A 24,246-nucleotide genomic window follows, 5' to 3' on the forward strand; every position below is an offset into this window, starting at 1 on the left:
CACCCCCATCCATGCGCATCGAAATCCAACCCGGCATCCGACTCTTCGTCGACATCGAAGGCCTCGGCCATGAGCCCGACGGCCCGCAGCTGCGCGAGAAGCCCACCCTGGTCCTGGTCCATGGCGGCCCGGGCTTTGACCACACCGCCTTCCGGCCCTTCTTCAGCCGGTTCGCCGACATCTGTCAGGTCGTCTACTTCGACCTGCGCGGCCATGGCCGCAGCGACCCACGGCCGGCCGAGGAATGGGTGCTGGATGTGTTTGCGGACGACATCGTGCGGCTGTGTGATTCGCTGGGGGTGGTCAAGCCCATCGTGCTCGGCCAGAGCTTTGGCGGCTTCGTCGCACAGCGCTATCTGGCGCGACATCCTGAACATCCGGGCAAGGTCGTGCTGTCCAGCACCTCCCACCACTTCGGCCTGGCGCGCAAGATCGAGCGCTTCGGCGCCCTTGGCGGGCCTGATGCTGCGGCCGCCACGCGCGAGTTCTGGGAGAACCCCGGCCCGGCGAGCTGGGCGGTGTACGAGAAGCACTGCCGCCACCTCTACAACACTCAGCCCAGGAATCCCGATGCCGGCGGCTGGATGATGTTCAAGCCCGAGATTCTGTTCGCCCACACCCGCACCGAGCTGCGCGACATGGACCTGCGCCCGGGCCTGTCGCAGGTGCAATGCCCGGTGCTGGTCATGGCGGGCGAGGCCGACCCGGTCACGCCGCCCGAGGACGCCGAAGAAATCGTCGCGGCGCTGCCGGCGCAATGGGTGCAGTTCGAGCGCTTTGCCGGCGTGGGCCACGGCGCCTGGCGCGATGACCCGGTGGCGGCGGAGCGCGTGTTGCGCGCCTTCCTGTCGAACCGCGCGCAGTCCAGCGGCAGCGTCGTGCCCGACGCCCTCTAGGGTCGAGGACGCACGCGGCGCGAAATACGGGCGTTTGCCCGGGTCGGCCCCCAGGGCTGCGGCGCGGACATTGCTTGACAATGCCTCTCCGCCCAATGCGCCGCATGCCCGCCCCCGACCGACCCGCGATGTCTGAGCTGACACCCAGCCAGTGGAGCCTGCTCCCCGATGAGCCCGACGAACCGTCCGCCCCCGACCCGCTGGTCCAGGCTGCGTCGGCCGCGCTGCGCAGCCGCGACGGGCACTTCTACGAGCTGACCGGCCAGGTCAACCGCCCCGGCGAGCCCCAGGCCGGCCTGGCCGAGCGCTGGCGGCGCTTCTTCGCGGCGGGCGGCTCGGCCGGCTGGCAGGAGCTGTCGGCCAAGGCGCTGCGCGTGCAGCGCCGCGTGCTGGAGGACGGCGCCAGCTACAACGTGCACAGCGACGCCCCGCCGCTGCCGGGCCAGGACGAGCGCGACGGCACGCCGTTGGCGCGCCATTGGCCGCTCGAACTGCTGCCCATGCTGATCGAGCCCGACGAATGGCGCGACATCGAGGCCGGCATCGTGCAGCGTGCGCGCCTGCTCGACGCCGTCATGACCGACACCTACGGCGAGCGCCGCCTGCTGCAGAAGGGCCTGCTGCCGGCGTCGCTGGTGCTGGCCCATCCGCAGTACCTGCGCGCCATGCATGGCAGCCAGCCGCGCGGCGGCCACCTGCAGGTGCTGGCCTTCGACCTGACGCGCTGTTCCGACGGCAAATGGTGGGTGGTCGGGCAGCGCACCCAGGCCGCCTCGGGCCTGGGCTATGTGCTGGAAAACCGCCTCATCATTGCCCAGCAGTTCCCCGAGGCTTTTCGGCAGATGGCCGTACAGCGCCTGGCCGCCAGCTACCGTGACTTCATCCAGGCGCTGACCAGGCTGTCGCCCGCTGGCGAGCGCAGCCGCGTTGCGCTGCTGACGCCGGGGCCGCGCAACGAAACCTATTTCGAGCAGGCCTTCCTGGCCCGCTACCTCGGCATCACCCTGGTCGAGGGCGCCGACCTGACCGTGCGGGCCGACAAGGTCTACCTCAAGACGCTGGCTGGCCTGGAGCGCGTGCATGTGCTGCTGCGGCGCGTCGACGACACCTGGCTCGACCCGCTGGAGCTGCGTCCCGATTCCATCCTCGGCGTGCCGGGCCTGCTGCAAGCCGTGCGCGCTGGCGAGGTCGTGCTGGCCAATGCGCCCGGCTCGGGCTGGCTGGAAAGCCCGGGCCTGACGGCCTTCTGGCCCGGTGTGGCCGAGGAACTGCTGGGTGAAGACCTGCTGCTGCCCGCCATCCAGAGCTGGTGGTGCGGCGAGGACAGCGCCTGGCGCCGGTTGCGGCCGCGGCTGGCGGAGTTCATCGTCGTGCCGACCTTTTCGGCCAGCAGCACGACGAGTCACTTCGCGCCCATCGTGGCCGCCGAGCTGACGGCCGAGGCGCTGCGCGCCCTGGCCGAGCGCATCGATGCCGACCCCACCGCCTACACGCTGCAGGCGCGCGTCAAGCCGACGAAGTTGCCGGTCTGGACGCGCGGCGCGCTGGAGCCGCGCGTGGCCGTGCTGCGCGTGTTTGCCATGACGGATGGCAAGGCCGGCTGGAAGGTGCTGCCCGGCGGCCTGGCCCGCGTGGCGCCCAAGCGCGACCCGCTGGCCGATGCCTGGCTGTCCATCCAGCGCGGCTCGCTCAGTGCCGACACCTGGGTCATGACCGATGGCGAGGTCGACAAGACGACGCTGCTGTCCCAGCCGCTGCAGCCGGCCGACCTGCGCGACGTGCACTGGACAGTGACCAGCCGCGCCGCCGAGAACCTCTTCTGGCTGGGCCGCTACACCGAGCGCGCCGAGAACAGCGCGCGACTGGCGCGCCATGTCATCGAGGCCAGCGTGATGGTGCAGCGCGGCGCCATGCCGCCGCCCATGCTGCCGTTGCTGGACGAACTGGCGCGCCGCCATGGTCTGGTCGGCGCCGAGGCGCCCGCGGCCGAGGACGATCCGCGCGGCTTCGAGCGCGCGTTGCTGGCGGCGCTGTTGCCCAGCTCGGGCGCGCACAGCGTCGGCTGGAACCTGCGCGCGCTGCAGGGCTGCGCCCAGGCGCTGCGCGAGCGCCTGTCGCCCGAGGCCTGGAAGCTCATCCACGAGACGGCGGCGCAGTTCGAGCAGCATTTGCGCGCCGTGCTAGACCGCCCGGGTCCGTCGGCGTCGATGAGCGACGTGCTCAACGTGCTGGCCCGCGCGGACACGCACCTGGCCGCCATCACCGGCGCCCAGACCGACCGCATGACGCGCGATGACGGCTGGCGGCTGCTGTCCATCGGCCGCCAGATCGAGCGCCTGTCCTTCCATGCCGAGGTGCTGGCAGAGACCTTCGAGCACGACCTGGCACTGACCGAGGACGGCTTTGCGCTGCTGCTCGGCGTGTTCGACTCCACCATCACCTACCGCGCCCAGTTCCAGGCACGCCGCGAGGCACCGCCGCTGCTGCACCTGCTGGTGCACGACACCGACAACCCGCGCTCGCTGGCCTGGGTGGCGCGCACGCTGCGCGACCGCTTCGCCAAGCTGGCACGCCACGACCCGGGCTGGGCGGCCGACATTGCCGCCGACTTGCCCGTGCCCGAGGCCTGGTCGCTGGCCGAACTGGCCGCGCCCGGCCCGGCCCTGGTCGAGCACCTGCAGCGCGCTGCCGCCCAGGCCGGCGAGCTGTCCAGCCTTATCAGCCAGCGCTACTTCGCCCACGTGCTGGGCGCCGAACAGAGGGTGTGGCTGTGAGCCCAGCGCAAAACGTGCAGGGCGTGCAGGGTGTGCGATTGGCCGTGCACCACGTCACCGAATACACCTACGAAGCTTCGGTGGAATGGGCCCACCATGCCGCCTGCCTGGCGCCTCAGGGCACGCCCTGGCAGACGATCAGCGGCTGGCGGCTCAACATCACCCCGCTGCCCGACGGCTGGGGCACGGGCTGGAACGACGTCGGGCTGGAACTGGACGCGGCCGAACTGGCCGGCCACCTGCGCCGCGACCCCTGGGGCAACGGCCACCTGAGCTTCGGCCATGCGCGCGTGCATGAACGCCTGGTCGTCGACAGCAGCTTTGAAGCCGCGCTCAAGCCCCGGCCCCTGCCCGAGCCGACGCGCGGCCCGGCCTGGGAGGCGGTGGCCGCCAGCCTGCGCTACCGTGCCGGCCGGACCCTGCAGGCCGCGGACGAATTCGCGCTGGCGTCCACCTATGCCGCGCCCGATGCCACGCTGGCGGCCTATGCGCGCCGCGCCTTCTCGCCCGGCCGCACGCTGGCGGCGGGCGGCCTGTCGCTGATGCACCAGATCCACGCCGACCTGCGCTATTTGCCGCAGAGCACGACGGTGGCCACCCGCGCCGCCGACGCACTGGCCCAGCGCAGTGGCGTCTGCCAGGATTTCGCCCATGTCTTCATCGCCGCCTGCAGGGCGCTCGGCCTGGCGGCGCGCTATGTGTCGGGCTATCTGCTGACCCGCCCGCTGCCCGGCCAGCCGAAGCTCGTCGGCGCCGATGCCTCGCATGCCTGGGTGGAGCTGTGGTGCCCCGAGCAGGGCTGGCTGGCGCTGGACCCGACCAATGCGGTGCCCGCCGGCCTGGACCATGTCACGCTGGCCTGGGGCCGCGACTACGCCGACGTGGCGCCGCTGCGCGGCGTGCTGCGCGGCGGCGGCGTGGCCACGCTGCGCGTGGGCGTCAGCGTGGAGCCCGTCGGCGCCTGATCCGGTCAGGCCCGCAGCAGCGGCAGCACCGACACCACCATCAGCGCCGCGGCGCCCCAGTTGAAGGCCTGCAGTGCGCGCGGCCGGTGCAGCCAGCGGCGCATCTGTTCGCCCAGTAGCGCCCACGAGCCGCAGCAGGGCAGGTTGACGAGCACGAAGACGGCGGCCAGCGCGGCAATGCCGAGTTCGCCGTAGGCCGTCACGGCGGTCAGCGACATCGCCCAGGCTTTGGGGTTGACGGCCTGGAACAGGGCGGCGGCGCCGAAGCCCATGGGCCGGCCCTGGCCGCTGGGGTCACCGGCCGTGGGCGGCGCCGCGGTCGCCACCTTGTAGGCCAGGTAGAGCAGATAGGCCAGGCTGGCCCACTTCAGCACGTCATGCAGGCCGGGGTAGCGCGTGAACACCTCGCCCAGGCCCAGGCCGACCAGCACCAGCATGACGGCGAAGCCGAAGCTGATGCCCAGCAGGTGCGGCAGGCTGCGCCGCCAGCCGAAGTTGGTACCCGAGGCCAGCAGCATCAGGTTGTTGGGGCCGGGCGTGATCGAGGTGACGAAGGCGAAGCCGACCAGGGCATGCAGGGTGGCGGGGGTTTCCATGGCGTGCAACTTTAGGCAGGCTGGCATCGAATGGGCTTGCGTTTTGCGGTGGTGTTGCGGTCAGGCGTGCAATCATCGGCGGCCATGGATGCCATCGACGACAAGATATTGCGTGAACTGGTCCGGGACGGCCGCCTGACCAATGCCGAACTGGCCCAGCGCATCGCGCTCAGCCCTTCGGCCTGCCTGCGTCGCGTGCAGGAGCTGGAGCGGCTCGGCGTCATCAAGGGCTACCGGGCGGTGCTGGACCCGCTTCGGCTCGGCCAGGGCTTTGTCGCCTACGTGGCCATCGGCCTGTCGCGCCACACGCTGGACGAGCAGCTGAGCTTCGAGCAGGCGATGAGGGACTGCCCGGTCGTGCGCGAATGCCACAACGTGACCGGGGCGTTTGAATACCTGCTGCGCGTCGAGGTGGCCGACCTGCCGGCCTACAAGCGCTTCCATGCCGACGTGCTGGGCGGCCTGCCGCAGGTCAGCATGATCACGAGCTACATCGTGATGGACTCGCCGAAGGATGAGCGAGGCTAGGGGTCTTCCGGGTGCGAACGGCGACGCGTGAACTGCTTCACATGAGGTCGTGAAGTCGACGTCCGGCGATTGCTGCCCGTCAAACCTCAAGCCCCGGGATTCGGCATCCTGGGCTTGTGTGCACGTGCCGAAACGCCGCTTCGACGTGACGCCAGCAAGTCGAAGAAGGGACGGACCATGCTTTCACTCGGCGTTCGAGCGCAACTCGTCGGCTTGGCCGTCGTTTGCGCCATTCCCGGCGTCCTTGGCCTCGGGCTGTTCGCTGTGAACACCTGGAACGGCGCCATCGACACCGCCCACGTGCGCTCCCAGGCCGTGGCAACGCGGGTGGCCTCGTCCCTCGACCGAGGATTCAACGAATACAGCTACCTGCTGGGTCAATTGGCCAATCGGCCCGCCGTCCGGGCGTTGAATGCCAGCGCGTGCGACCCCCTGATCAGGGAGTACCCACCGCTGCATCCCGAATTGACGGCGATCACGCTGCGCGACCTCGATTCGAACCTGATCTGCACATCACTTGCCAACGCCACCAAGACGCTGGGCCCGAAGGAAGCAGGCCTGGCGGCAGACGGCGCGCGGTCAGGCGCATTCAAGGTGGTTGCGGTTGCGCGGGGTGAAGTCAGCGGGCGCACGGTGGCCAGAATGGTCCAGCCGGTGAAGAACGCTCAGGGCGTGATCGCCGCGCAACTGCTTGCCCCTCTGGATCTGCGGATCTACGGTGATCGGATCCTCAGCGACCTCCCCGAAAGCATTGTGGTCAGCGTCTTCGACACGGAGGGAACCATCCTCATGCGGTCACGCTCGGCCAGAGCCTGGGATGGCAGGCCGGTTCCAGCAGCATTGTGGAAAGTGCAAGACCGTAGGGAGGGCCGCGTCCGCGCGGAGGATGTCGAGGGTGTTCCCCGCATCGGCGCCTATGTCACGGTACCCGCCTCGCACTGGATCGTCGCGGCCAGCATGTCGGAAGCCGAGGCATTGGGGCCGCATCGCGTCGCCACCATGCTCGCGGCATCGGCCGCGCTGTTGTGCTTCTTCGTCGCCGTGCTGGCGGCATGGTTCATCGGGCGCAACGTCTCGGTTTCCATCGAGCGTCTCATCGAGGTCACGGGGCGAGTCATGTCGGGCGGCACGTCGGCTCGTGCAGCCGAAGGAGGCCCGCGTGAGATCAGGAAGCTGATCCGTTGCCTGAATGGCGTGTTTGACCGCATCGACGCGCGCAAGTAGCGGCCGCATGCAACACCCCCGCCTGCGTGACGGCGCATTCAATTAGGCCGTTGTCCCGGTGCTCATCGTTCTGGGGGCGATGGCGTCTATCGCGCTTCCCATCGTCCTGTCGATTCAACTTGCACGCACGCAAGGCTTGGACGAGCAACTTGACCTGGCACGTGCGTACGCCGAAGGCCTGGTTCAACGGGCGGACGCCGCCGCGGATGGGATCGATGAAGCCGTTCACACGCTGGCGGCGATCGCGGACACGGATCGGTGTTCCGGGGCACACCTTGCCGCCATGCGGGACATCCTGGTATCCCAGAGCCACCTTCAAGTCGTGGGGGCGGTATCGGGCGACGCCATTGTTTGTTCGTCGCTGGGCCGCACGGAGCCCATTCCCATCGGCCCGGTCAGCCTCGTCACGTCAAGAGGTGTCGGCATTCGGCCCTCGGTGACGCTGCCGTTCGCGCGTGACCAGCAGTTCCTGGTGGTCGAGGCAGGCGGCTTTGTGGCGGTGCTTCGCAAGGAGCTTCTGCTGGACTTCACGACGGTAGCGCCCGACGTCTCGCTCGCGCTGTACGCCCGTTCGACGGGGGCGACGCTGTCCGCCCGAGGGCATCTGGACGAAGATTGGGTCAAAGCGACGCGCAATGGCGCCAGCCTGGCTGCGCCGATGAATGGCTATGCAGTCGCCACCCATGCTTCACGCCGCTACGAGACGGGCGCCATCGCGGCCATTCCACTGGACCATGCGCATCAACGCTCGGTTCGGTTCGGGATGGTCCTCGTGCCCGTCGGCCTTCTGGCGGGGGTGTGCCTGGCCGGGGCTTTCCTGTATCTCTCGAAGCTGCGCTTGCGCCCAGCCACCGGCATCAAGCTGGCATTGCAGCGACGCGAGTTCTTCATGGCGTACCAGCCGGTCGTCGAACTCGCGACCGGACGGTGGATTGGCGCTGAGGCCCTGATTCGGTGGCGGCGGCCGAACGGCGAGATCGTCCGGCCAGATCTCTTCATTCCCATTGCCGAAGAGTCAGGTCTGATCGTCCAGATCACGCAGCGCGTGATGGAACTGATCGGACGTGACGCGAACCGTCTGTTCGGCGCGTTTCCGGATTTCCATATCGCGATCAACCTGTCCGCGGCTGACCTGCACGACATCGACATGCCCCAGCGCCTCAGGCGGCTCGCGGCCAAGACGGGAGCACAGAACAGCAACCTGATCGCCGAGGTGACGGAACGAGCCTTTGTGCAGGTTGACCGGGCAAGAAGCGTGTTGAGCGAGCTTCACCAGTTCGGGGTCGACATAGCCATCGACGATTTCGGGACGGGCTATTCCAGCCTGGCGCACCTGGAGAGCCTGAAACTCGACTATCTGAAGATCGACAAGTCGTTCGTCGATTCGCTCGCCACCGAGTCCGTCACCCGCCACGTCATCGATCACATCATCGAGATGGCGAAGTCGCTCGACTTGAAGATGATTGCGGAAGGCGTCGAGACCGAAGCTCAAGCGCAATTCCTTCGCGAGCACGGTGTCCAGTACGCGCAAGGGTGGCTGTTCGGAAAGCCGATTGCCTTCAGAGAGCTGGTCGACAGGCTCAAGCTCCAGAGCCTCGATCCGGAACTTCCTTGCCTAACGGCTCAACGCCCGTGACCGCCCCGCGCGCTTGTTGGCGAACATGGCTTCGTCGGCATGCCGCATCAGCGCATCGGGCGTGCGGCCGTCGGTCGGGAAGTGGGCCAGGCCCAGGCTGCTGCCCACGGCCACCTGTTCGCCGGAGCTCAGCGTGACCGGCTGGCTCAGCGCATCGAGCAGCCGGCCCAGCACGGGCTCGGCATCGGCCGGCGCCTGTTGCGGCGTCAGCAGCACGACGAACTCGTCACCACCCAGCCGGGCCACGGTGTCGCTGGCGCGCAGGCCGGCGTGCAGGCGCGACGAGACGGCCTTGAGCACCTCGTCGCCGGCATCGTGGCCGTGGTTGTCGTTGATCTGCTTGAAGCCGTTGAGATCGAGATAGGCCAGCGCAAACACATGGCCGTTGCGCTCCGCGCCGGCAATGGCCTGCTTCAGGCGGTCACCCAGCAGCAGGCGGTTGGGCAGGCCGGTCAGCGCGTCGTGCAGGGCTGCGCGCTCCATGCGCGCCTCGTGGGCCTTGCTCTGCGTGATGTCGACCATCATCCACAGTGATTCGCCGCCCCGATCACCGGATGCACCGGACAGCTCCACGCCGGACAGGTCCACCCAGATCAACGTGCCGTCCTTGCGGCGCATCTGCAACTGCGTGCGGAAGCGCCCGCCCGCCCTGAGCTGCGGGTATGCCAGCGCGCCGAGGGTCGCATAGGCGGTGTCGTCGGGATAGAGCAGGCGTGCAGGCTGGCCGAGCAGCTCGCCGTCGTCATAGCCGAACATGCGCTCCAGCGCATGGTTGCGCCAGACGGTCATGCGGTCGCGCAGCTTGGCGATGCCCACCAGGTCGCTCTCCAGCATGGCCTCCTGGTCCAGCGTCAGCTGGTGCAGCTGCAGGCGGATGCGATAGGTCTCGCTGATATCGAACATCACCGAGCGGCCGCGCAGGAACTCGCCCTCAGCGCCATAGACAGCCGTGGCCGACAGGCTGACGCGCCGCATTTCGCCATGGCGGCCGGTGATGTTGAACTCCAGCCCCGAGATGCGGCCGTCCTGCTTCAGGCCTGCATAAGCCTGGGCGAACAGCAGGCGGCCCTCTTCGTCGAAGAAGTCGGCCGGGCCGGCCTTGCCGACGAGCTGCTCGGCTGTGCAGCCCAGCCATTTCAGGCCGAGGGCATTGATCTGCAGGAAGCGAGCGTCGGGGTCCAGCGAGTAATAGGCGCAGGGCGCGTTGTCGTAGAGGTCCTGCAGGCTGGCGCGCGCCTCGTCGGCCTGGGCCTGCAGGGCCTTGCGCGCCGTGATGTCGGACTCGATGCTCATGAAGCCGGTAAGTTCGCCAGCCTCGTCGCGCAGCGGCTGGATCTCGATCTGCACCCAGTAGTCGCGGCCGTCCTTGCGGCGCTGCAGCAGTTCGGCCTCGCAGCCCAGGCCCACGTTCATCGACTCGCGCATGCCGTGCACCGTGTCGGCATGGGTCCGCTCGGAATGCAGCAGATCGCTGGGCTGGCGTCCCAGCGCCTCGGCCGGCGTGTAGCCGCTGATGCGCGTGAAACCGTCGTTGACCCAGGTGATGCGACGCTCGCCGTCGGTGATCATCACGGCGTTCGTCGTGTGGCTGGCCACTGTCGCCAGCCGGGCCAGGTCCGCCGTCATGCCGCGTGCGATGCGCTCGGCGCGTGACCGCCCGGCGGCCAGCAGGTAGACCGTGATCGCGAGCAACACGCTCAGCAGCGCGCCGCCCAGCTCCACGCCCAGGCCCGACAGACCCAGCAGGCGCTGGGTGGCTTCTCGCGTCAGGGCGGCTTCAAGGCGGAACTCGCGCCCGGCCGTCGTGAAGTGGGTGGCACTCGCCGTGGGCGCATCTTCAAGTACAAAGTCGACCGTCTCGGTCAATGGCAAGGCTGCGCCATCGTGCATGGCCAGCAAGGGGTGGAACTCGCTGTCCAGGCCACGCACCGACAGCTTGAGGTCCAGCAGCGCCGCCGCGGGCTCGGCAACGCCATGCAGCAGGTCCTTGGCCACCAGCGGCGCATACAGCAGCCCGAGCAGCGCCGCCCGACGGTCGGCCGGTGCGCCTGGGTCATGCCCCTGCCTGTAGACCGGCACCAGCAGCAGGAAGCCGGGCCCCTTGAGCGGGTCATGGACCAGGCGCACCGAGCTGGAGAGCGTCTCCTCACCGCTGTCGATGGCTTGTTCGATGGCCTGGCGGCGCACCGGGTCGGCGCCCGAGTCCAGCCCCCAGGCGGAGAAGTTGCGCGAGAACGGCGAGATCTGCGTGACGATGTAGAGCGTCTCGTTGGTGCCTGAGCCATGCACGCGGAACTGCGTGGCGCCGTCGCGCTGGCGGGCGGCGACAAAGCGGTCCAGGTCGCGGCGCGCCACCCGCTCGATGAGACCGAAACCACGCACGCCGGGGAACTCCTTGGCCAGGTCGCGCGATTCGACGTAGGCGTCAAAGGCGGCGCGGGTCACCTTGCCCTCCAGCGCTGCGAGAGCGCCGCGTGCACCCTTGAGGCCGTAGACGGGCATGGTCAGGCGCTTGACGAGGTCGGCCTGCAGCCGCTCCACCTGGCGCTCCTGCAGCGTGCGCGCCTCGGCGGCGGCGCGTTGCTGCTGCCAGATCGCCGCGCCGGCAGTCAGCGCCAGCCCAAGGGACAACACCGCGGCAGCAGCTACCCACGCCGTCGTGCTGACCATCTCTGGCCCGGTATAGCCGTCTCCGATGCGCAAGTTGCCTCTTTCGTCGCTTGGTTCTTTTGGCGCACGGGGATTGAAGCATGCCCGGCTGACGCCGTCAGCCCCGGCACCGCGCCGGCCCGCGCACAATCTCCGGCCATGCAGCTATTTCTGACCCAGGCCCGCGCCAACCGCCTGGCGAACCGGCGACTGCTCGCCGCCGTGGCCGCGTTGCCTGACGCCGAGTTCCATGCACCCCGCACCAGCTTCTTCCCCAGCCTGGCGCTGACCTTGAACCATGTGCTGGCCGTGGACCATTACTACCTCGCCGCCCTGCATAGCGACCCAGCCATGGTGAAGGTGTGGTCGGGCTATGTGCCGGCCGGAACGGCGTCCGAACTGGCGGCGCGGCAGGACGACAGCGACCAGCGGCTGATCGACTTCTGCGCCAACCTCGCGCCGGACGACGCCGAGCGCATCGTCGCCTTCGACCGCGGCGCCGGCATCGCGGCCGGGCCGCGGGAACCGGTGTGGCGCGTGCTGGCTCACCTCTTCATGCACCAGACCCACCACCGTGGGCAGGCCCATGCGATGTTGTCCGGGACGGCGGTCAAGCCGCCGCAGCTGGACGACTTCATCCTGCTGGGGGATTCGGTGCACCGTGGGGGCGACATGCTGGCCCTGGGGTGGGAGGAGCCTGTGTGAAGCAGGAACGAACCTGCTGGGCGATCACAGCTCCGCCACACCCTTGACCCGGACCGGCATCGCCACCGGCTGCGCAGCCACCTCGACCGCGCGGCCGTGGAAGCGGTCCAGCAGCGTCTGCCACTGCTGCTTCACCGCGACGACGTTGGCGTGCTTCACATGGCCGTAGCCGCGGATCTTCTCGGGCAGGCGGGCGAGGTCGACGGCGGCGTTGAGCTTGTCGGCCGTCAGCGAGGCCAGGATCTCGTCGATCAACGCCTCGTAGTCAGCGATCAGCTGCCGCTCCATGCGGCGCTCCTCGGTCTTGCCGAAGAGGTCGAGCGCCGTTCCGCGCAGGCCCTTCAACTTCGCCAGCCACTTGAAGGCGGTGAAGGTCCACGAGCCCAGCTCGATCTTCTTCGCGCGGCCATCGGCACCGGGCCTGGAGATCAGCGGCGGTGCGAGGTGGAAGCTCAGGCGCTCCCAGTTCTCGAACTGGTCCTTCATCGCCTTCTCGAAGCGGCCATCGGTGTACAGGCGCGCCACTTCGTACTCGTCCTTGATGGCCAGCAGCTTGGCGTAGTAGCGCGCCACGGCCTGGGTCAGGCGCTGGCCCTTGCCGAGCTTGGACTCTGCCGCGCGCACGCGGTCGACCAGCGTCCGGTAGCGCTGGGCATAGGCCGCGTCTTGATAGTCGGTCAGGAATTTGACGCGCCGCTCGATCAGGCCGTCAGGCCCGTCGAGCTGGTCGAAGTTGAAAAGCTTGACGACGTTGACGTCGCCAGCCAGGCGTGCAATGGCGTCGGGCGCGGCGATGGCCAGGCGGCCGAGCGCGAAAGCGGTCTTGTTGGCCTCGGCCGCCACACCGTTGAGTTCGATGGCGCGCATCAACGCGGCCTCGCTGACGGGGATGAGACCACGCTGCCAGCAGGCGCCCAGCATGATGATGTTGCTGGGCAAGGTGTCGCCCATCAGTTGCTTGGCAATGTCCTGCGCATCCACGGTTTCCAGCGCACCCTGCTCGCCGACAGCGAACTTCATCTTGGCCAGCAGCGAGTCGCCCTGCAGTGACGCATCCGGGTTGCGCACGAAGCCGGCGGTCGGCAGCTCGTGCGTGTTGGCCAGGATGACGGTACGGCCGGCCTTCACCGTGCCCAGTGCATCGGGCGATGCGCCCACCACCATGTCGCAGGCCAGCAGCACGTCGGCCTGCTGCGTGTCGATGCGCACCTGGTTGAGCAGGTCCAGCGTCGGCGCCACGCGCACGAAGCTCAGCACCGCGCCGCCCTTTTGTGCAAAACCCATGAAGTCCAGCACCGAGGCCTGCTTGCCTTCCAGATGCGCGGCCATCGTGACGAGCGCGCCGACCGTGACGACGCCGGTGCCGCCGACACCGGTGACCAGCAGGTCGAATGGGCCCGTCCACTGCCACGTCGCCGGGGGCGTGATGGCGGCCAGCTCGCGCGCCAGGTCCTGCGCCGTGTAGCTGGCGCCAGCCTTCTTCTTCAACACGGGTTCGTGCACCGACACGAAGCTCGGGCAGAAGCCGTTCACGCAGGAGAAGTCCTTGTTGCAGCTGGACTGCTCGATGGCGCGCTTGCGGCCCCAGTCGGTCTCGACTGGCACGACGCTCAGGCAGTTGCTGGCCACGCCGCAGTCACCGCAGCCTTCGCAGACCGCCTCGTTGATGAAGATGCGCTTGGGCGGGTCGGCGAACTCCTTCTTCTTGCGGCGGCGACGCTTCTCCGCGGCGCAGGTCTGGTCGTAGATCAACGCCGTGACGCCTTCTATTTCTCGAAGCTCGCGCTGCACGGCATCCATCTCGCTGCGGTCGTGGAAGGTGGTGCCGGCGGGGAACTGGCCGTGATGGCCGTCGTACTTGTCGATCTCGTCGGACACGACGCAAAGCCGCCGTACGCCCTCGGCCTCCACCTGCCGCGCAATCTGCGGCACGCTGGTCTGGCCGTCCACGGGCTGGCCGCCGGTCATCGCGACGGCGTCGTTGTAGAGGATCTTGTAAGTGATGTTGGTCCGGGCCGCGATGGCCTGGCGGATGGCGAGGTAGCCCGAGTGGTAGTAGGTGCCGTCGCCCAGGTTCTGGAAGACGTGCTTCTCCTTTGTGAAGCGCGACTGCGCCGCCCAGTCCACGCCTTCGGCGCCCATCTGGATGAGGCCGGACGTGCCACGCTCCATCCAGCTCGCCATGAAGTGGCAGCCGATGCCGGCCAGCGCGCGCGAGCCTTCGGGCAATTTCGTCGACGTGTTGTGCGGGCAGCCCGAGCAGAAATACGGCTGGCGGCGCACGCCGTCGGCGGCGTTGCTCAGCAGGCAGGGCGTCAGGAAGTCAACGACGAGATGGCGGCGGTCCAGCGCGGGGTTGAGACGCGCCAGCCAGTCGGCCACCGTGCCCATGATGCGGCTAGGGCGCAGCTCGCCGAGGGCGCTCAGCACGGCAGCGCCTTTCTCATCGGTCTTGCCGACAACGCGCGGGCGTTGGAAGTCGGGCAGGTGGTAGAGCAGCTCCTTGATCTGCCGCTCGACGACCGGGCCCTTCTCCTCGATGACCAGCACGTCGGTCAGGTTGCTGCAGAACTCGACGATGCGCGTCGGCTCCAGCGGGAACACCAGACCCACCTTGTAGACACGCACGCCGGCCGCGGCCAGCGCGTTCGGGTCCAGGTCGAGCCGGCGCAGCACTTCCATGAAGTCGTAGTGCGCCTTGCCGACCGTCACGATGCCGAGCGTGGCGGCGGGGCTGGTGACGATGTGCTTGTCGATGCTGTTGACCTTGGCGAAGGCGCGCACCGCGTCGAGCTTGTGCGCCAGTCGTGATTCCAGTTCGAGTGACGGCAGGTCCACCGAGCGGATGTGCAGGTCGGTCGGCGCCACGAAGTCGACCGGGTGCTCGAAGTCCAGCGCCACCGCGTCCAGGTCGACCGTCATGCCGCTCTCGACGACTTCGGAGATCGCCTTGAACCCGACCCAGGCGCCCGAGAAGCGGGACAGCGCCCAGCCATAGAGGCCGAACTCCAGGTATTCGGCCACGTTGGCCGGATGCACCAGCGGCATGCTCCAGGCCTGCAGCGCCTGGTCGCTCTGGTGCGGCGTGCTGCTGGACACGCAGCCGTGGTCGTCGCCGCAGACGACCAGCACGCCGCCCAGCGTGCTCGTGCCATAGACGTTGCCGTGCTTGAGCGCGTCGCCGGAGCGGTCCACTCCCGGGCCCTTGCCGTACCACATCGCAAACACGCCATCGACCGTGCGCTGCGGGTCAAGCCCGACGCGCTGCACGCCCAGGCAGGCGGTGGCGGCCAGGTCCTCGTTGATGGCAGGCAGGAACTCGACGTGGGCGGCGGCCAGGAACTTCTTGGCCTTCCACAACTGCTGGTCCACCATGCCCAGCGGCGAGCCGCGGTAGCCGCTGACGAAGCCGGCCGTCTTCAGCCCGGCACGCTCGTCCTGTACCTTCTGCGCGAGCAGCAGGCGCACGAGGGCCTGGGTGCCGGTCAGGAAGACCGCGCCGGTCGTTGCGGCGAGGTTGTCGCTGAGCTGGTAGGGGCGCAGGCTGGGCGTGGCAGTGGCGGACATCGGGGCTCCAGAAGAGGGAGAAATTCTTCCGCCTAGGGCGCGGAGGAACTTGCCTCAATGCCGGTCGAATGCCGGGTCAATGAGATGATTCTTCTCCAACTGAAGGAATTATGGAAACGAACGAGTTCGACCGCGCCAGCCTGCAGATCCTCGAAGCACTGCAGACGGACGCGCGGCTGTCGGTGCAGGCCCTGGCCGAGAAGGTCGGCCTGTCCGCCACGCCGGTGTGGCGCCGCGTCAAGGAGCTGGAGGATCGCGGCGTCATCCGCAGCCAGGTCGTGCTGGTGGACCGCGAGAAGGTCGGCCTGTCCATCCTCGTGCTCGCCCATGTCAGCCTGGTGCGGCACAGCGAGGGCGCGGTGGACCAGTTCGAGCGCCTCATCGGCAGCCGGCGCGAGATCATCGAATGCCATGCCATCACGGGTGAGGCCGACTACGTCATCAAGGTGGTGGCGGCCGACATGAAGGCTTACGACCTTTTCCTGCAGCAGCACATCTTCAAGCTGCCCGGCGTCTCCAGCGTGCGCAGCAACGTCGTGCTGCGCGAGGTCAAGTACGAAACCGCGCTGCCAGTCGGCTAACCTTGGCGGCGGCAACGCTAACGACCCAAGACATGGACTCCTTCTTCGCCCAGCTCTCCGAATCGGTCTCACGGGCCCGCACGCTGGAAGAACTGACCCGGCCGCTGCTGGAGATGCTGGAGGCCGTCACGGGCCTGGAGTCGACCTATCTGACGACCATCGATGTGGCCGAGGGCCTGCAGCACGTCGTCTATGCGCGCAACTCGCGCGACCTGCAGATCCCGGAGGGCCTGTCCGTGCCCTGGGGCGACACGCTGTGCAAGCGCGCGCTTGATGAAGGCCGGCCCTTCACCGACGACGTCGCCGGCATCTGGGGCGACTCCGGCGCGGCACGCGATCTGGGCATTCAGACCTATGTCAGCACGCCGGTGCGCACCGACGACGGCGGCCTGTATGGCACGCTGTGCGCAGCCAGCTCCCAGCGCCGCCCCTTGAGCGACACGGCCGAACATGCGCTGCGCTTGTTTGCCCGCCTCATCGAACAACACGTGACGCGTGAGCGCCTCGTCGAGAAGCTGCAGCATGTCAACGCCGAGCTGCTCACGCAGGCCCTGACCGACCCGCTGACCGGCCTGCCCAACCGGCGCGCGTTGATGCAGGAGCTGGCACGCCTCAAGTCACTGGCCCAGCGCACCGGCAGCTGGTTGCTGGCCGGCGCCATCGACCTGGACGGCTTCAAGCAGGTCAACGACAGCCATGGCCATGACGCCGGCGATGAATTCCTGTGCGGCATTGCCGCGCGTCTGAACACGGCGCTGCGCGGCGGTGACGTGCTGGCGCGCATGGGTGGCGACGAGTTCGTCGTCATCGGCCTGGGCCCCACGCTGGGCGCCGACGGCATGGCCGCGGCGCGGCTGCTGCAGGACAGGCTGGCCGCGGCCACCGTGGGCCGCTATGCCGCGGCGGCGGTCAGCATCGACTACGCCGGTGCCAGCGTCGGCGTGGCCTGCCTTGACCCGCATCAATGCAGCGCCGAGCAGGTGCTGCGCGATTCCGATGCGGCGATGTACCGCGTCAAGCTGTTGCGCCGTCAGCAGGGCTGAGACAGCGCTCAGAGCTCGCCGTAGCTGTGCAGCCCTGAGAGGAACATGTTGACGCCCAGAAAGGCGAAGGTCGTCACCAGCAGCCCCACCAGCGCCCACCAGGCCGACACGGCACCGCGCAAACCCTTCATCAGCCGCATGTGCAGCCAGGCCGCGTAGTTCAGCCAGACGATCAACGCCCAGGTTTCCTTGGGGTCCCAGCTCCAGTAGCCGCCCCAGGCCTCTGCCGCCCAGAAGGCGCCCAGGATGGTGGCGATGGTGAAGAAGGCAAAGCCCAGCGCGATGGCCTTGTACATGAGGTCGTCGAGCTGGGGCAGCTCGGGCAGGCGCGCACTCAGCCGGCCTCGCAGTGCGACGGCCAGCCCCAGGAACACGGCGACGCCGGCGATCTTGCGCGCCCAGCCGTCCATGCCGGTGATGGTGGCGGCCTCCAGCGTCGCGCCGAAGCGCACCGCCAGGATCAGCGCGACGATGGCGATCGGCATGGCGATCAGGCCGATGACGAGGGCGCGCGTCGTCGCCGTCTTCAGCAGATAGGCCAGGGCCACCATGGCCGCCAGCGCGAACGCGCCGTAGCCGACAAAGTTGGCAGGCACGTGGATCTTCATCCACCAGCTCTGCAGGGCCGGCACCAGCGGCTGGATCTCCTGCGCGCCACGCTCCAGCGTGTACCAGAGCAGGAAGGCGACCGCCGCGCTGACGACGAGCATCACATAGGCGCCCAGCGCACGCGTCGCAAAGCGCTGCTCGTAGTAGAGATAGAACAGCGTCGTCATCCAGCAGAACAGCACGAAGACTTCGTAGAGGTTGCTGACGGGGATGTGGCCGATGTCGGCGCCGATCTGGTGGCTCTCGTACCAGCGCACGAGGGTGCCGACCAGGGCCATGAAGACGCCGCCCCAGGCCAGCTTGGAGCCGATGGCCTCGGCGGCGCTGCTGTTGCCGGCGCGCGTGAAGAAGCCGCCCCAGTAGAAGAGCATGCTCATCGTGAAGAGCAGGCTCATCCACAGGATGGCGCTCTGGCTGGACAGCATGTATTTCAGGAAGAACACCTGCTCGCCCGCGGCGAGGTCGGCACCGAAGCCGTCGGTCTGCCTGGCGTACAGCGCGATGGCCAGCAGCGTGGCGGCACCGACCGCCAGGCTCAGCGCGCGCAGCGGTTTCCAGAACCAGCCCAGCGCGATCAGCGAGGGCAGGGCGAACAGCAGGATGCCCTGCTCGTAGACGTCCATGCTGCCGTTGTAGCGGCTGAAGGCATAGCCGCCACCAAGCAGCACCAGGGCGGCGAACAGCCAGTCGAAGACGTCGCGGCGCTGCAGCGCATGGCGGCGCGGCAGGTCGAAGGTGGTGGTATTCATGCGGAGTCCTTCAAGACAGCAGCCTTGATCTGGGCGAAGAGCGTAGCGTTGTCGGGCGATTCACGCGTGCTCGACATGGCCATACGGATATGCGAGCTGCCCGGGTCGGCACTGGGCGCGATCCAGACCCACAGCCGCCGCTCCTTGATGTAGAGCATCGCGAAAACGCCAATGATGAGCAGGATGGCACCCAGGTAGACCAGCTTCTGGCCGGGTGCGCGCGCGATCTGGAAGACGCTGGCCTGCACCTGCTCGAAGTCCTGCAGTTGCAGCAGCATGGGCGCTGGGTAGTAGAGGCTGTCGGACAGCGACAGCACCGCCTGCGTCATGAAGGCCTGCGTGGTGGTGTCGGCCGTGGCCGGCTTGAGGCTGGCGCGTTCGCGAGCGAGCTGGTTCAGCTCGAACAGGCTGCCGTTGAGGATGCGCAGCAGCACCTCGGAGACGCGCTGGCGGTCGGCCTCGGGCACGTCGCGTTCGATGAACTGCGACAGCGCGGGCAGGCCGCCCTTCACCTCGTCGCCAGGCTGGGCGGCGGCGCCGGAGAAAAGCGTCAGTGCGCGCTGGGCGGTGAGCTGCAGCTGCGGCGTCAGCTGGGGCTGATTGGGTGGCGTGGCCGACACGGCGTAGCGGCGCGCGGCGGCGTCGCGCAGGGCCGGCTCGGCCAGCGCCTGGCGCAGGCGCAGCCAGCCGGTCAGGTCGCCGTTCTCATCGGCCGGCATGCGCAGATAGCGGAAGTTCTCGGCCGGCGTGTCGCGCATGCCGGCGAGGAAGAGCTTCTGGCCGTCGAGCTCGACCGGCAGCATGTAGTTGCTGTATTCACGCGCCTGGCCGGCGGCGTCGCGCAGCTTGTAGCTGAAGCTGGGTCCGACGTTGTGCAGTGTCTTGGTCGTGTCGCCCTTGGCACCGCTGCCGAGGTGCTTGCTCAGGCGTTCGCCGAGGTCGACCTTGCGCACGTCGACGCCGCTGGGGTTGGCGCTGTCGCCGGCCAGGTTCTCGACGTTGATGACGCGCAACCCGTCGAGCTCCAGCGTCTGGTCGCCGAATGCCATCTTGCTGCCGACGCGGCCCTCGATGGGGCCGGGCTTGCCGCCCGTGAGCGGCAGCACCTGCAGCTTGAGTTTGGAACCGCCGTCCTCGAAGCTGCTCTGGTAGATGGCCAGGCCCTTGTGGATGACCGGCTCGTTGACCTTGACGGTGGCCTCGCGCCGCTCGTCGCCGTCATGGATGACGATGTCGCTGGCAAAGCTCTTGGGCATGCCGGTGGAGTAGTAGTCGACGTTGAACTTCTTGAGTTCGATGTCGAAGGGCAGGTCCTGCAGCACGACGCCGCTGGGCAGGCTGAGCACGGCGATGCCCTGGCGCTGTTGCTCGGTCACCGAGACATTGCCGCGGAAGCTCGGGTTGGCGGTGGACAGCCGGTGCTCCGGCTTGATCTCGGCGACGAAACCCGAGCCGGTGTAGAGCTGCTTGTCCTGCAGCCACATTGCCAGCTGCACCATGGCGTTGCCATCCAGCACGCCGCCGATCAGGATGAGCACGATGGACGAATGGGCCGCGAGGTAGCCGATCTTGTTGGCCGCGCCGCGTCGCGCCGCGATCATGGTGCCGTGGTCGCGCTGCTGGACGCGGGCCTTCCAGCCGAACTGGGTCAGCGTCGCACCGATCTCGGCCAGCGCCATCGGCGGGTTGCTGTGCACCTCGCCGATGGCCTTGTGATGGTGGGCCTGCAGCGACTGCTCGCGCACGCCTTCCTTGTAGCTGCGCAGGTCGACCAGGATCTTGGGTGCATTGCGGGCGATGCACAGGCTGGTCGACAGCACCAGGAAGGCGAGGATGGCGAGGAACCAGGGCGCGCTGTAGACGGTGTACAGGCCGACGCGCCCGAACACCTCGGCCCAGAACGGGCCGAACTGGTTGATGTAGTTGCCCATCGGCTCGCTCTGGCGCAGCACGGTGCCGATGACCGAGGCGATGCAGATCACGCTGAGCAGCGTGATCGCGAAGCGCATGGACGACAGCAGGTCCAGCAGTTCGCGGGCGATGGGGGGGTGGGAGGTGGTGGAGGACATCAAACGCGGTGGCGGGTAGCGGGCCCAGAAAAAAAGGCCGGTGCGGAACACCGGCCTTCGTTCCGCGAGGCGGTCGCGAGGTTCAGCGCAGGCCGGCGATGTAGTCGGAAACGGCCTTGATTTCCTTGTCGTTCATCTTGGAGGCGACGGTCGTCATCACCGGGTTGTTGGCGCGCGCGCCACTGCGGAAGGCCGTCATCTGCGCCTCCACATAGTCGCCATGCTGGCCGCCCAGGCGCGGGTACTGGGCCGGCATGCCGGCGCCGTTGGGCGCATGGCAGCCTGCACAGGCCGGCACCTGCCGGTCGGCGATGCCGCCGCGGTAGATCTTCTCGCCCAGGGCGACGCTGTCCTTGTTCTTGGCAAAACCCGGCTTGGCGGTCTTGGCCGCGTAGAAGGCCGACACATTGCGGATGTCCTCTTCCGACAGCGGTGCCGCCATGCCCTGCATGATGGGGTTCTTGCGCTTGCCGGTCTTGAACTCGACCAACTGCTTGACCAGGTACTCGGCGTGCTGGCCGGCGATGATGGGGTTGGCGGGGCTGCCGCGCGTGCCATCGGCCGTGTGGCAGGCCGCGCAGACCTGGGTGGAGATGGCGCCGCCCTTGGCGAGGTCGGGCTTGGCCATGGCGGCGGGCTCGTTCGCAGCCTGGGCCGTGGCGGCCAGCAACAGACTCGACAGGAGGAAGGCGACAGTCTTCATGGATTTATTCGGTCTCAAAGGGCGCAACCCGAGAATTTTACAATGCTGAATCACAGCCTCCGACCTAGCCATGACCGAACCCATTCCCGAGGCTGAAGCCATCACCGACAACACGCCCGAGATCGTCACCGAGAAGCTGGCCCTGGGCTGGACGCACACAGCGCGCTTCCTGACCACCGCCAGCCAGCTCGTGCACCTGCCGGCCACCGACCTGCCTGAGATTGCCTTCGTCGGCCGCTCCAACGCCGGCAAGTCCACCGCCATCAACACACTGGCGCAGCAGAAGCGCCTCGCCTTCGCTTCCAAGACGCCCGGCCGCACCCAGCACATCAACCTTTTCGAACTCGGCCCCAAGGACGCGGCCGACGCGCTGTTCGCCGACCTGCCGGGCTACGGCTACGCGGCCGTGGCCAAGGCCGCCAAGCTGCGCTGGCAGAAGGTCATGGCCGATTACCTGGAAGTGCGCCGCAGCCTGTCTGGCGTGGTGCTGATGGTGGACTCGCGCCTGGGCCTGACCGATCTCGACAAACAATTGCTGGAGTTCGTTGCGGCTCGCGTCGCGACGGGCGAGATCCGGTTGCTGGTGCTGCTGACCAAGTCCGACAAGCTCAACCGCAAGGAAGCCGACGCGGCGCTGCGCGCGACGAGCGAGTTCCTGGCCGGCATGACGACCGAGCATTCCGACGTCGCCGTGACGCTGTTCTCGGCGCTGAAGAAAAGCGGCGTCGGCGACGTGGCCGTTGCGCTGCGTGAATGGGTGCTGGCGCATCGGCTGCCCGAAGCCGTGCCGACGGCGGAGGCCGATCAGCCGGCCGACTGATCGGAGCGCGTCTAGCCGCCGTCGAGGTCGCTCATCAGCGTGTCGACAGCGCGCTGGACGACGCTGTCGTCTTCCAGCGCCGTGATCAGGCCGTTGGCCAGCAGCGCTTCGAGCGCGCGGCGGGTCAGCGGCATGCGCGCGTCGGCATCGCGCCCGACGAAGAGCATGAACTGACGTCCCTCGCTGATCCAGGCGACCTGCGCGGTGTGCCAGTTGCCCTGGATGAACATGTGGCACCACCGGCCGATCTGCAGGCCGTCGATCCAACGCTGAAGCGCGGCGCGGGCATCGGGCGAGTCATGTTCGTTGTAGAGCTGAACCGGCACCGTGGGCAGCTCGCCGCGGTCGACGTCGGCACTCAGCCAGTGCGACGGCACCTGGGAATCGCGCTCTTCCATCAGGCGCTGCACGATCTCGTCGGCCGACGGCGCGGCGCTCGGCGAGGCGGCCGTCTTGGGCTTTGGAGGCCGGTGCTCGGCCGGCTCGACGGCGGGCAGTCCGCGCAGCAGGCGGGCATGCTGGGCTGCCAGCTCGGTCAGCGGCGGCTCACGCTTGGCTTCGGGCAGTTGGATGCTGTCGCAGCCGGTGACGAGGCGCTCGACGAGCACCGGCAGTCGCATGCGCAGGGCATCGCGGTCGCCGAGGTCGCGCGGCGTGGTGAGGCTGTCGAGCACGGCATCGACCATCTCCATGGCCGCCTGCGCCTCGCGCGAATCGCGGCCGTGGCGCACCATGGCCGTGACGATGACGTCGACCCAGCTCGTCTGCAGGAAGCGATGCATGCGCGGGCCCAGCGGCGCATCGGCGATCTGGTGGTCGATCTGCTCGCGCAGTAGTTCGCGCCAGTCGTGGCGCTGATGTTCGCGTTCCAGCGCCGCCAGCGCGACCGCATTGCGCTCGCTGCTCTGGCGGGCCTGCGCATCGATGCGCGCATCGACACGCGCCAGTACTTGCTGGAACAAGGCCGCGGTGGGCGTCGGTGCATCAACGAGCAGCTGCGCCTCGGCGTCCATGAAGCGCACGAAGTCGACGAGGCGGTCGTCGTCGGCGCGCTCGAAGGCCATGCCGTGGGCGGCGACGCGGTTCAGCAGCGCCCAGGTCGGGTGGTCCTGGCGGCGCAGCAGCATGGCGTCGCTGCGCGCCAGGCGCACGACGGCAATCTGGAGCCGCGCGAGCAAGGCCTTCATCGGCGGCAGCAGGCGCGGATCGGCCAGGATCTGGTCATAGAGCCGGCTGAGCATGTCCGGCCCGGTAGTGCGCACGAAGGGCGCCGGCGCCAGCGGGTCGCGCTGTGTGGCCGCGCCGAAACCGCTCAAGCCTTGAGGCCGCGAGTTGACGACGTCGACACGGCGCAGCAGGCCGTCCAGCGTGCCGTGGGTTGTCGGCCGCGTGCTGACGCCGCGCGCGGCGGCCAGGCGTTGATGGGCCAGCGGATCGGTCTGGGCGTGGCCGTGCGAGGCCACCATGTCGCTGATGTCGGCATCGCGCAGCGTGGCGCAGGCCTCGGTGTAGAGGCGGTGCAAGGCGCGGGCCAGCGGCATGGCCGCGACGCGCATCAGCTCGTACTGCGCCTGGGCGGCGAGCGGGCTGGACGCCAACGCATGGTGGAGCGCATGGGCGTAGAGGGCGGGGCGCAGCGGGTTGTCGCGTTCGCGGGCCCGCGCGATGCCCCGCAGCGCGGCGAAGAAGTTGCCGATCTGGTGCAGCTCGGCCCGGCTCAATTCCTCGGACGTGCGCGCGACATGGGCGATGGCGACGTCCTGCAGCGCCTGATGCTCGTCGACGAGGCTGAGGCTTTCCAGCCCGCCCAGCTGCGAGGATGCGCGGTGCAGCGGGTCGTCGCCGCGGCGGCCGGCCTGTAGCATCTCGATCAGCCTGCCTTCAAAATCGGCCGCGAAATGGCCGCGCGCCTTGCGCCAGCCCTCGCGCAGCGGGTAGTGCTGAGGCTGGGCGTCTAGCTCGTCCTGCACGACGTTCAGCAGTTCGCGGGCCAGAGGGCCGGCCTCTGTCAACGCGTGGTCGAGCAGTTCGTGAGGATGCAGGCTGGAGCGCATGGGTGGCGTTAGGGCGGGGCGATGCGATTATCCGGCGCCAACCTGGTGCGCTCCGGCGTGTTGCCCTCTCTTACCGAC

The 24,246-nt window shown here is 68.5% G+C and carries 17 protein-coding genes; 10 read left to right on the forward strand and 7 right to left on the reverse strand.

Annotation, left to right across the window (positions count from 1 at the left end):
* Positions 1–11: 11 nt before the first annotated feature.
* The 3 genes from ASC81_RS02520 to ASC81_RS02530 all read left to right on the forward strand — a co-directional run bounded on the left by ASC81_RS02520 (position 12) and on the right by ASC81_RS02530 (position 4,635).
* Positions 12–896 carry an alpha/beta fold hydrolase gene (locus ASC81_RS02520; protein ID WP_056262292.1) on the forward strand — a complete coding sequence of 295 codons (885 nt, stop codon included), beginning with the start codon at positions 12–14 and terminating at the stop codon, positions 894–896.
* Positions 897–1,024: 128 nt separating this feature from the next.
* Positions 1,025–3,670, forward strand: coding sequence for a circularly permuted type 2 ATP-grasp protein (locus ASC81_RS02525; protein WP_235533547.1), 2,646 nt, complete (start codon positions 1,025–1,027; stop codon positions 3,668–3,670).
* Positions 3,667–4,635, forward strand: a complete 969-nt coding sequence (locus ASC81_RS02530; RefSeq protein WP_235533548.1) for a transglutaminase family protein — start codon at positions 3,667–3,669, stop codon at positions 4,633–4,635. The genes ASC81_RS02525 and ASC81_RS02530 overlap by 4 nt, the downstream gene beginning before the upstream one ends.
* A gap of 5 nt (positions 4,636–4,640) precedes the next feature.
* On the opposite strand, the gene ASC81_RS02535 is transcribed toward ASC81_RS02530, so the two are convergent.
* Positions 4,641–5,231, reverse strand: a complete 591-nt coding sequence (locus ASC81_RS02535) for a LysE family translocator (protein WP_056262300.1) — start codon at positions 5,229–5,231, stop codon at positions 4,641–4,643.
* An 84-nt stretch (positions 5,232–5,315) separates the two neighbouring features.
* Between ASC81_RS02535 and ASC81_RS02540 the strand changes: the two genes are divergently transcribed.
* From ASC81_RS02540 to ASC81_RS02550, 3 genes are all read left to right on the forward strand, one after another.
* The gene (locus tag ASC81_RS02540; protein WP_056264187.1) at positions 5,316–5,759 is read left to right on the forward strand and encodes an Lrp/AsnC family transcriptional regulator; all 444 of its coding nucleotides are present in this window, start codon (positions 5,316–5,318) and stop codon (positions 5,757–5,759) included.
* A gap of 177 nt (positions 5,760–5,936) precedes the next feature.
* Positions 5,937–6,983, forward strand: a complete 1,047-nt coding sequence (locus ASC81_RS02545) for a cache domain-containing protein (RefSeq protein ID WP_082536203.1) — start codon at positions 5,937–5,939, stop codon at positions 6,981–6,983.
* A gap of 58 nt (positions 6,984–7,041) precedes the next feature.
* Complete coding sequence (locus tag ASC81_RS02550; protein WP_056262304.1) at positions 7,042–8,619, forward strand: EAL domain-containing protein; 1,578 nt, start codon at positions 7,042–7,044, stop codon at positions 8,617–8,619.
* Here ASC81_RS02550 and ASC81_RS02555 read toward each other — a convergent pair.
* Complete coding sequence (locus tag ASC81_RS02555) at positions 8,599–11,322, reverse strand: CHASE domain-containing protein (RefSeq protein ID WP_156391674.1); 2,724 nt, start codon at positions 11,320–11,322, stop codon at positions 8,599–8,601. The genes ASC81_RS02550 and ASC81_RS02555 overlap by 21 nt on opposite strands.
* A gap of 105 nt (positions 11,323–11,427) precedes the next feature.
* On the opposite strand from ASC81_RS02555, the gene ASC81_RS02560 reads away from it, so the two are divergent.
* A complete protein-coding gene (locus ASC81_RS02560) occupies positions 11,428–11,973 on the forward strand; it encodes a DinB family protein (protein WP_056262310.1) in 546 nt (181 codons plus the stop codon).
* A gap of 24 nt (positions 11,974–11,997) precedes the next feature.
* Here ASC81_RS02560 and ASC81_RS02565 read toward each other — a convergent pair whose 3' ends face one another.
* Entirely contained in the window at positions 11,998–15,540 is a 3,543-nt protein-coding gene (locus ASC81_RS02565; RefSeq protein WP_056262313.1) for an indolepyruvate ferredoxin oxidoreductase family protein, read from the reverse strand.
* Positions 15,541–15,650: 110 nt separating this feature from the next.
* Here ASC81_RS02565 and ASC81_RS02570 point away from each other — a divergent pair, with 110 nt between their 5' ends.
* Positions 15,651–16,121: an Lrp/AsnC family transcriptional regulator gene (locus tag ASC81_RS02570; RefSeq protein ID WP_056262315.1), complete on the forward strand. Its 471-nt coding sequence runs from the start codon at positions 15,651–15,653 to the stop codon at positions 16,119–16,121.
* Between the two features lie 32 nt (positions 16,122–16,153).
* Positions 16,154–17,164 carry a sensor domain-containing diguanylate cyclase gene (locus tag ASC81_RS02575; RefSeq protein ID WP_056262318.1) on the forward strand — a complete coding sequence of 337 codons (1,011 nt, stop codon included), beginning with the start codon at positions 16,154–16,156 and terminating at the stop codon, positions 17,162–17,164.
* An 8-nt stretch (positions 17,165–17,172) separates the two neighbouring features.
* Here the strand turns inward: ASC81_RS02575 and ccsB are convergent, their stop codons facing one another.
* The 3 genes from ccsB to ASC81_RS02590 form a co-directional block, all read right to left on the reverse strand.
* Positions 17,173–18,522, reverse strand: coding sequence for a c-type cytochrome biogenesis protein CcsB (ccsB, locus tag ASC81_RS02580; protein WP_056262319.1), 1,350 nt, complete (start codon positions 18,520–18,522; stop codon positions 17,173–17,175).
* The gene (locus ASC81_RS02585) at positions 18,519–20,591 is read right to left on the reverse strand and encodes a cytochrome c biogenesis protein ResB (protein WP_056262322.1); all 2,073 of its coding nucleotides are present in this window, start codon (positions 20,589–20,591) and stop codon (positions 18,519–18,521) included. The genes ccsB and ASC81_RS02585 overlap by 4 nt, the downstream gene beginning before the upstream one ends.
* An 82-nt stretch (positions 20,592–20,673) precedes the next feature.
* Complete coding sequence (locus ASC81_RS02590; protein WP_056262323.1) at positions 20,674–21,294, reverse strand: cytochrome c; 621 nt, start codon at positions 21,292–21,294, stop codon at positions 20,674–20,676.
* A gap of 70 nt (positions 21,295–21,364) precedes the next feature.
* Between ASC81_RS02590 and yihA the strand changes: the two genes are divergently transcribed.
* Positions 21,365–22,114: a ribosome biogenesis GTP-binding protein YihA/YsxC gene (gene yihA, locus ASC81_RS02595; RefSeq protein WP_082536204.1), complete on the forward strand. Its 750-nt coding sequence runs from the start codon at positions 21,365–21,367 to the stop codon at positions 22,112–22,114.
* A gap of 11 nt (positions 22,115–22,125) precedes the next feature.
* Here the strand turns inward: yihA and ASC81_RS02600 are convergent, their stop codons facing one another.
* Positions 22,126–24,168: a DUF1631 family protein gene (locus tag ASC81_RS02600; RefSeq protein WP_056262327.1), complete on the reverse strand. Its 2,043-nt coding sequence runs from the start codon at positions 24,166–24,168 to the stop codon at positions 22,126–22,128.
* Positions 24,169–24,246 lie beyond the last annotated feature (78 nt).

The sequence above is a fragment of the Pelomonas sp. Root405 genome (assembly GCF_001425165.1).
Lineage (GTDB): Bacteria > Pseudomonadota > Gammaproteobacteria > Burkholderiales > Burkholderiaceae_C > Pelomonas.

Coding starts and splice junctions, on each gene's coding strand:
- ASC81_RS02570 (WP_056262315.1), top strand. CDS start 15,651: ATGGAAACGAACGAGTTCGACCGCGCCAGCCTGCAGATCCTCGAAGCA.
- ASC81_RS02600 (WP_056262327.1), bottom strand. CDS start 24,168: ATGCGCTCCAGCCTGCATCCTCACGAACTGCTCGACCACGCGTTGACA.
- ASC81_RS02535 (WP_056262300.1), bottom strand. CDS start 5,231: ATGGAAACCCCCGCCACCCTGCATGCCCTGGTCGGCTTCGCCTTCGTC.
- ASC81_RS02520 (WP_056262292.1), top strand. CDS start 12: ATGCGCATCGAAATCCAACCCGGCATCCGACTCTTCGTCGACATCGAA.
- ASC81_RS02545 (WP_082536203.1), top strand. CDS start 5,937: ATGCTTTCACTCGGCGTTCGAGCGCAACTCGTCGGCTTGGCCGTCGTT.
- ASC81_RS02560 (WP_056262310.1), top strand. CDS start 11,428: ATGCAGCTATTTCTGACCCAGGCCCGCGCCAACCGCCTGGCGAACCGG.
- ASC81_RS02525 (WP_235533547.1), top strand. CDS start 1,025: ATGTCTGAGCTGACACCCAGCCAGTGGAGCCTGCTCCCCGATGAGCCC.
- ASC81_RS02540 (WP_056264187.1), top strand. CDS start 5,316: ATGGATGCCATCGACGACAAGATATTGCGTGAACTGGTCCGGGACGGC.
- ASC81_RS02590 (WP_056262323.1), bottom strand. CDS start 21,294: ATGAAGACTGTCGCCTTCCTCCTGTCGAGTCTGTTGCTGGCCGCCACG.
- ASC81_RS02585 (WP_056262322.1), bottom strand. CDS start 20,591: ATGTCCTCCACCACCTCCCACCCCCCCATCGCCCGCGAACTGCTGGAC.
- ASC81_RS02575 (WP_056262318.1), top strand. CDS start 16,154: ATGGACTCCTTCTTCGCCCAGCTCTCCGAATCGGTCTCACGGGCCCGC.
- ccsB (WP_056262319.1), bottom strand. CDS start 18,522: ATGAATACCACCACCTTCGACCTGCCGCGCCGCCATGCGCTGCAGCGC.
- ASC81_RS02565 (WP_056262313.1), bottom strand. CDS start 15,540: ATGTCCGCCACTGCCACGCCCAGCCTGCGCCCCTACCAGCTCAGCGAC.
- yihA (WP_082536204.1), top strand. CDS start 21,365: ATGACCGAACCCATTCCCGAGGCTGAAGCCATCACCGACAACACGCCC.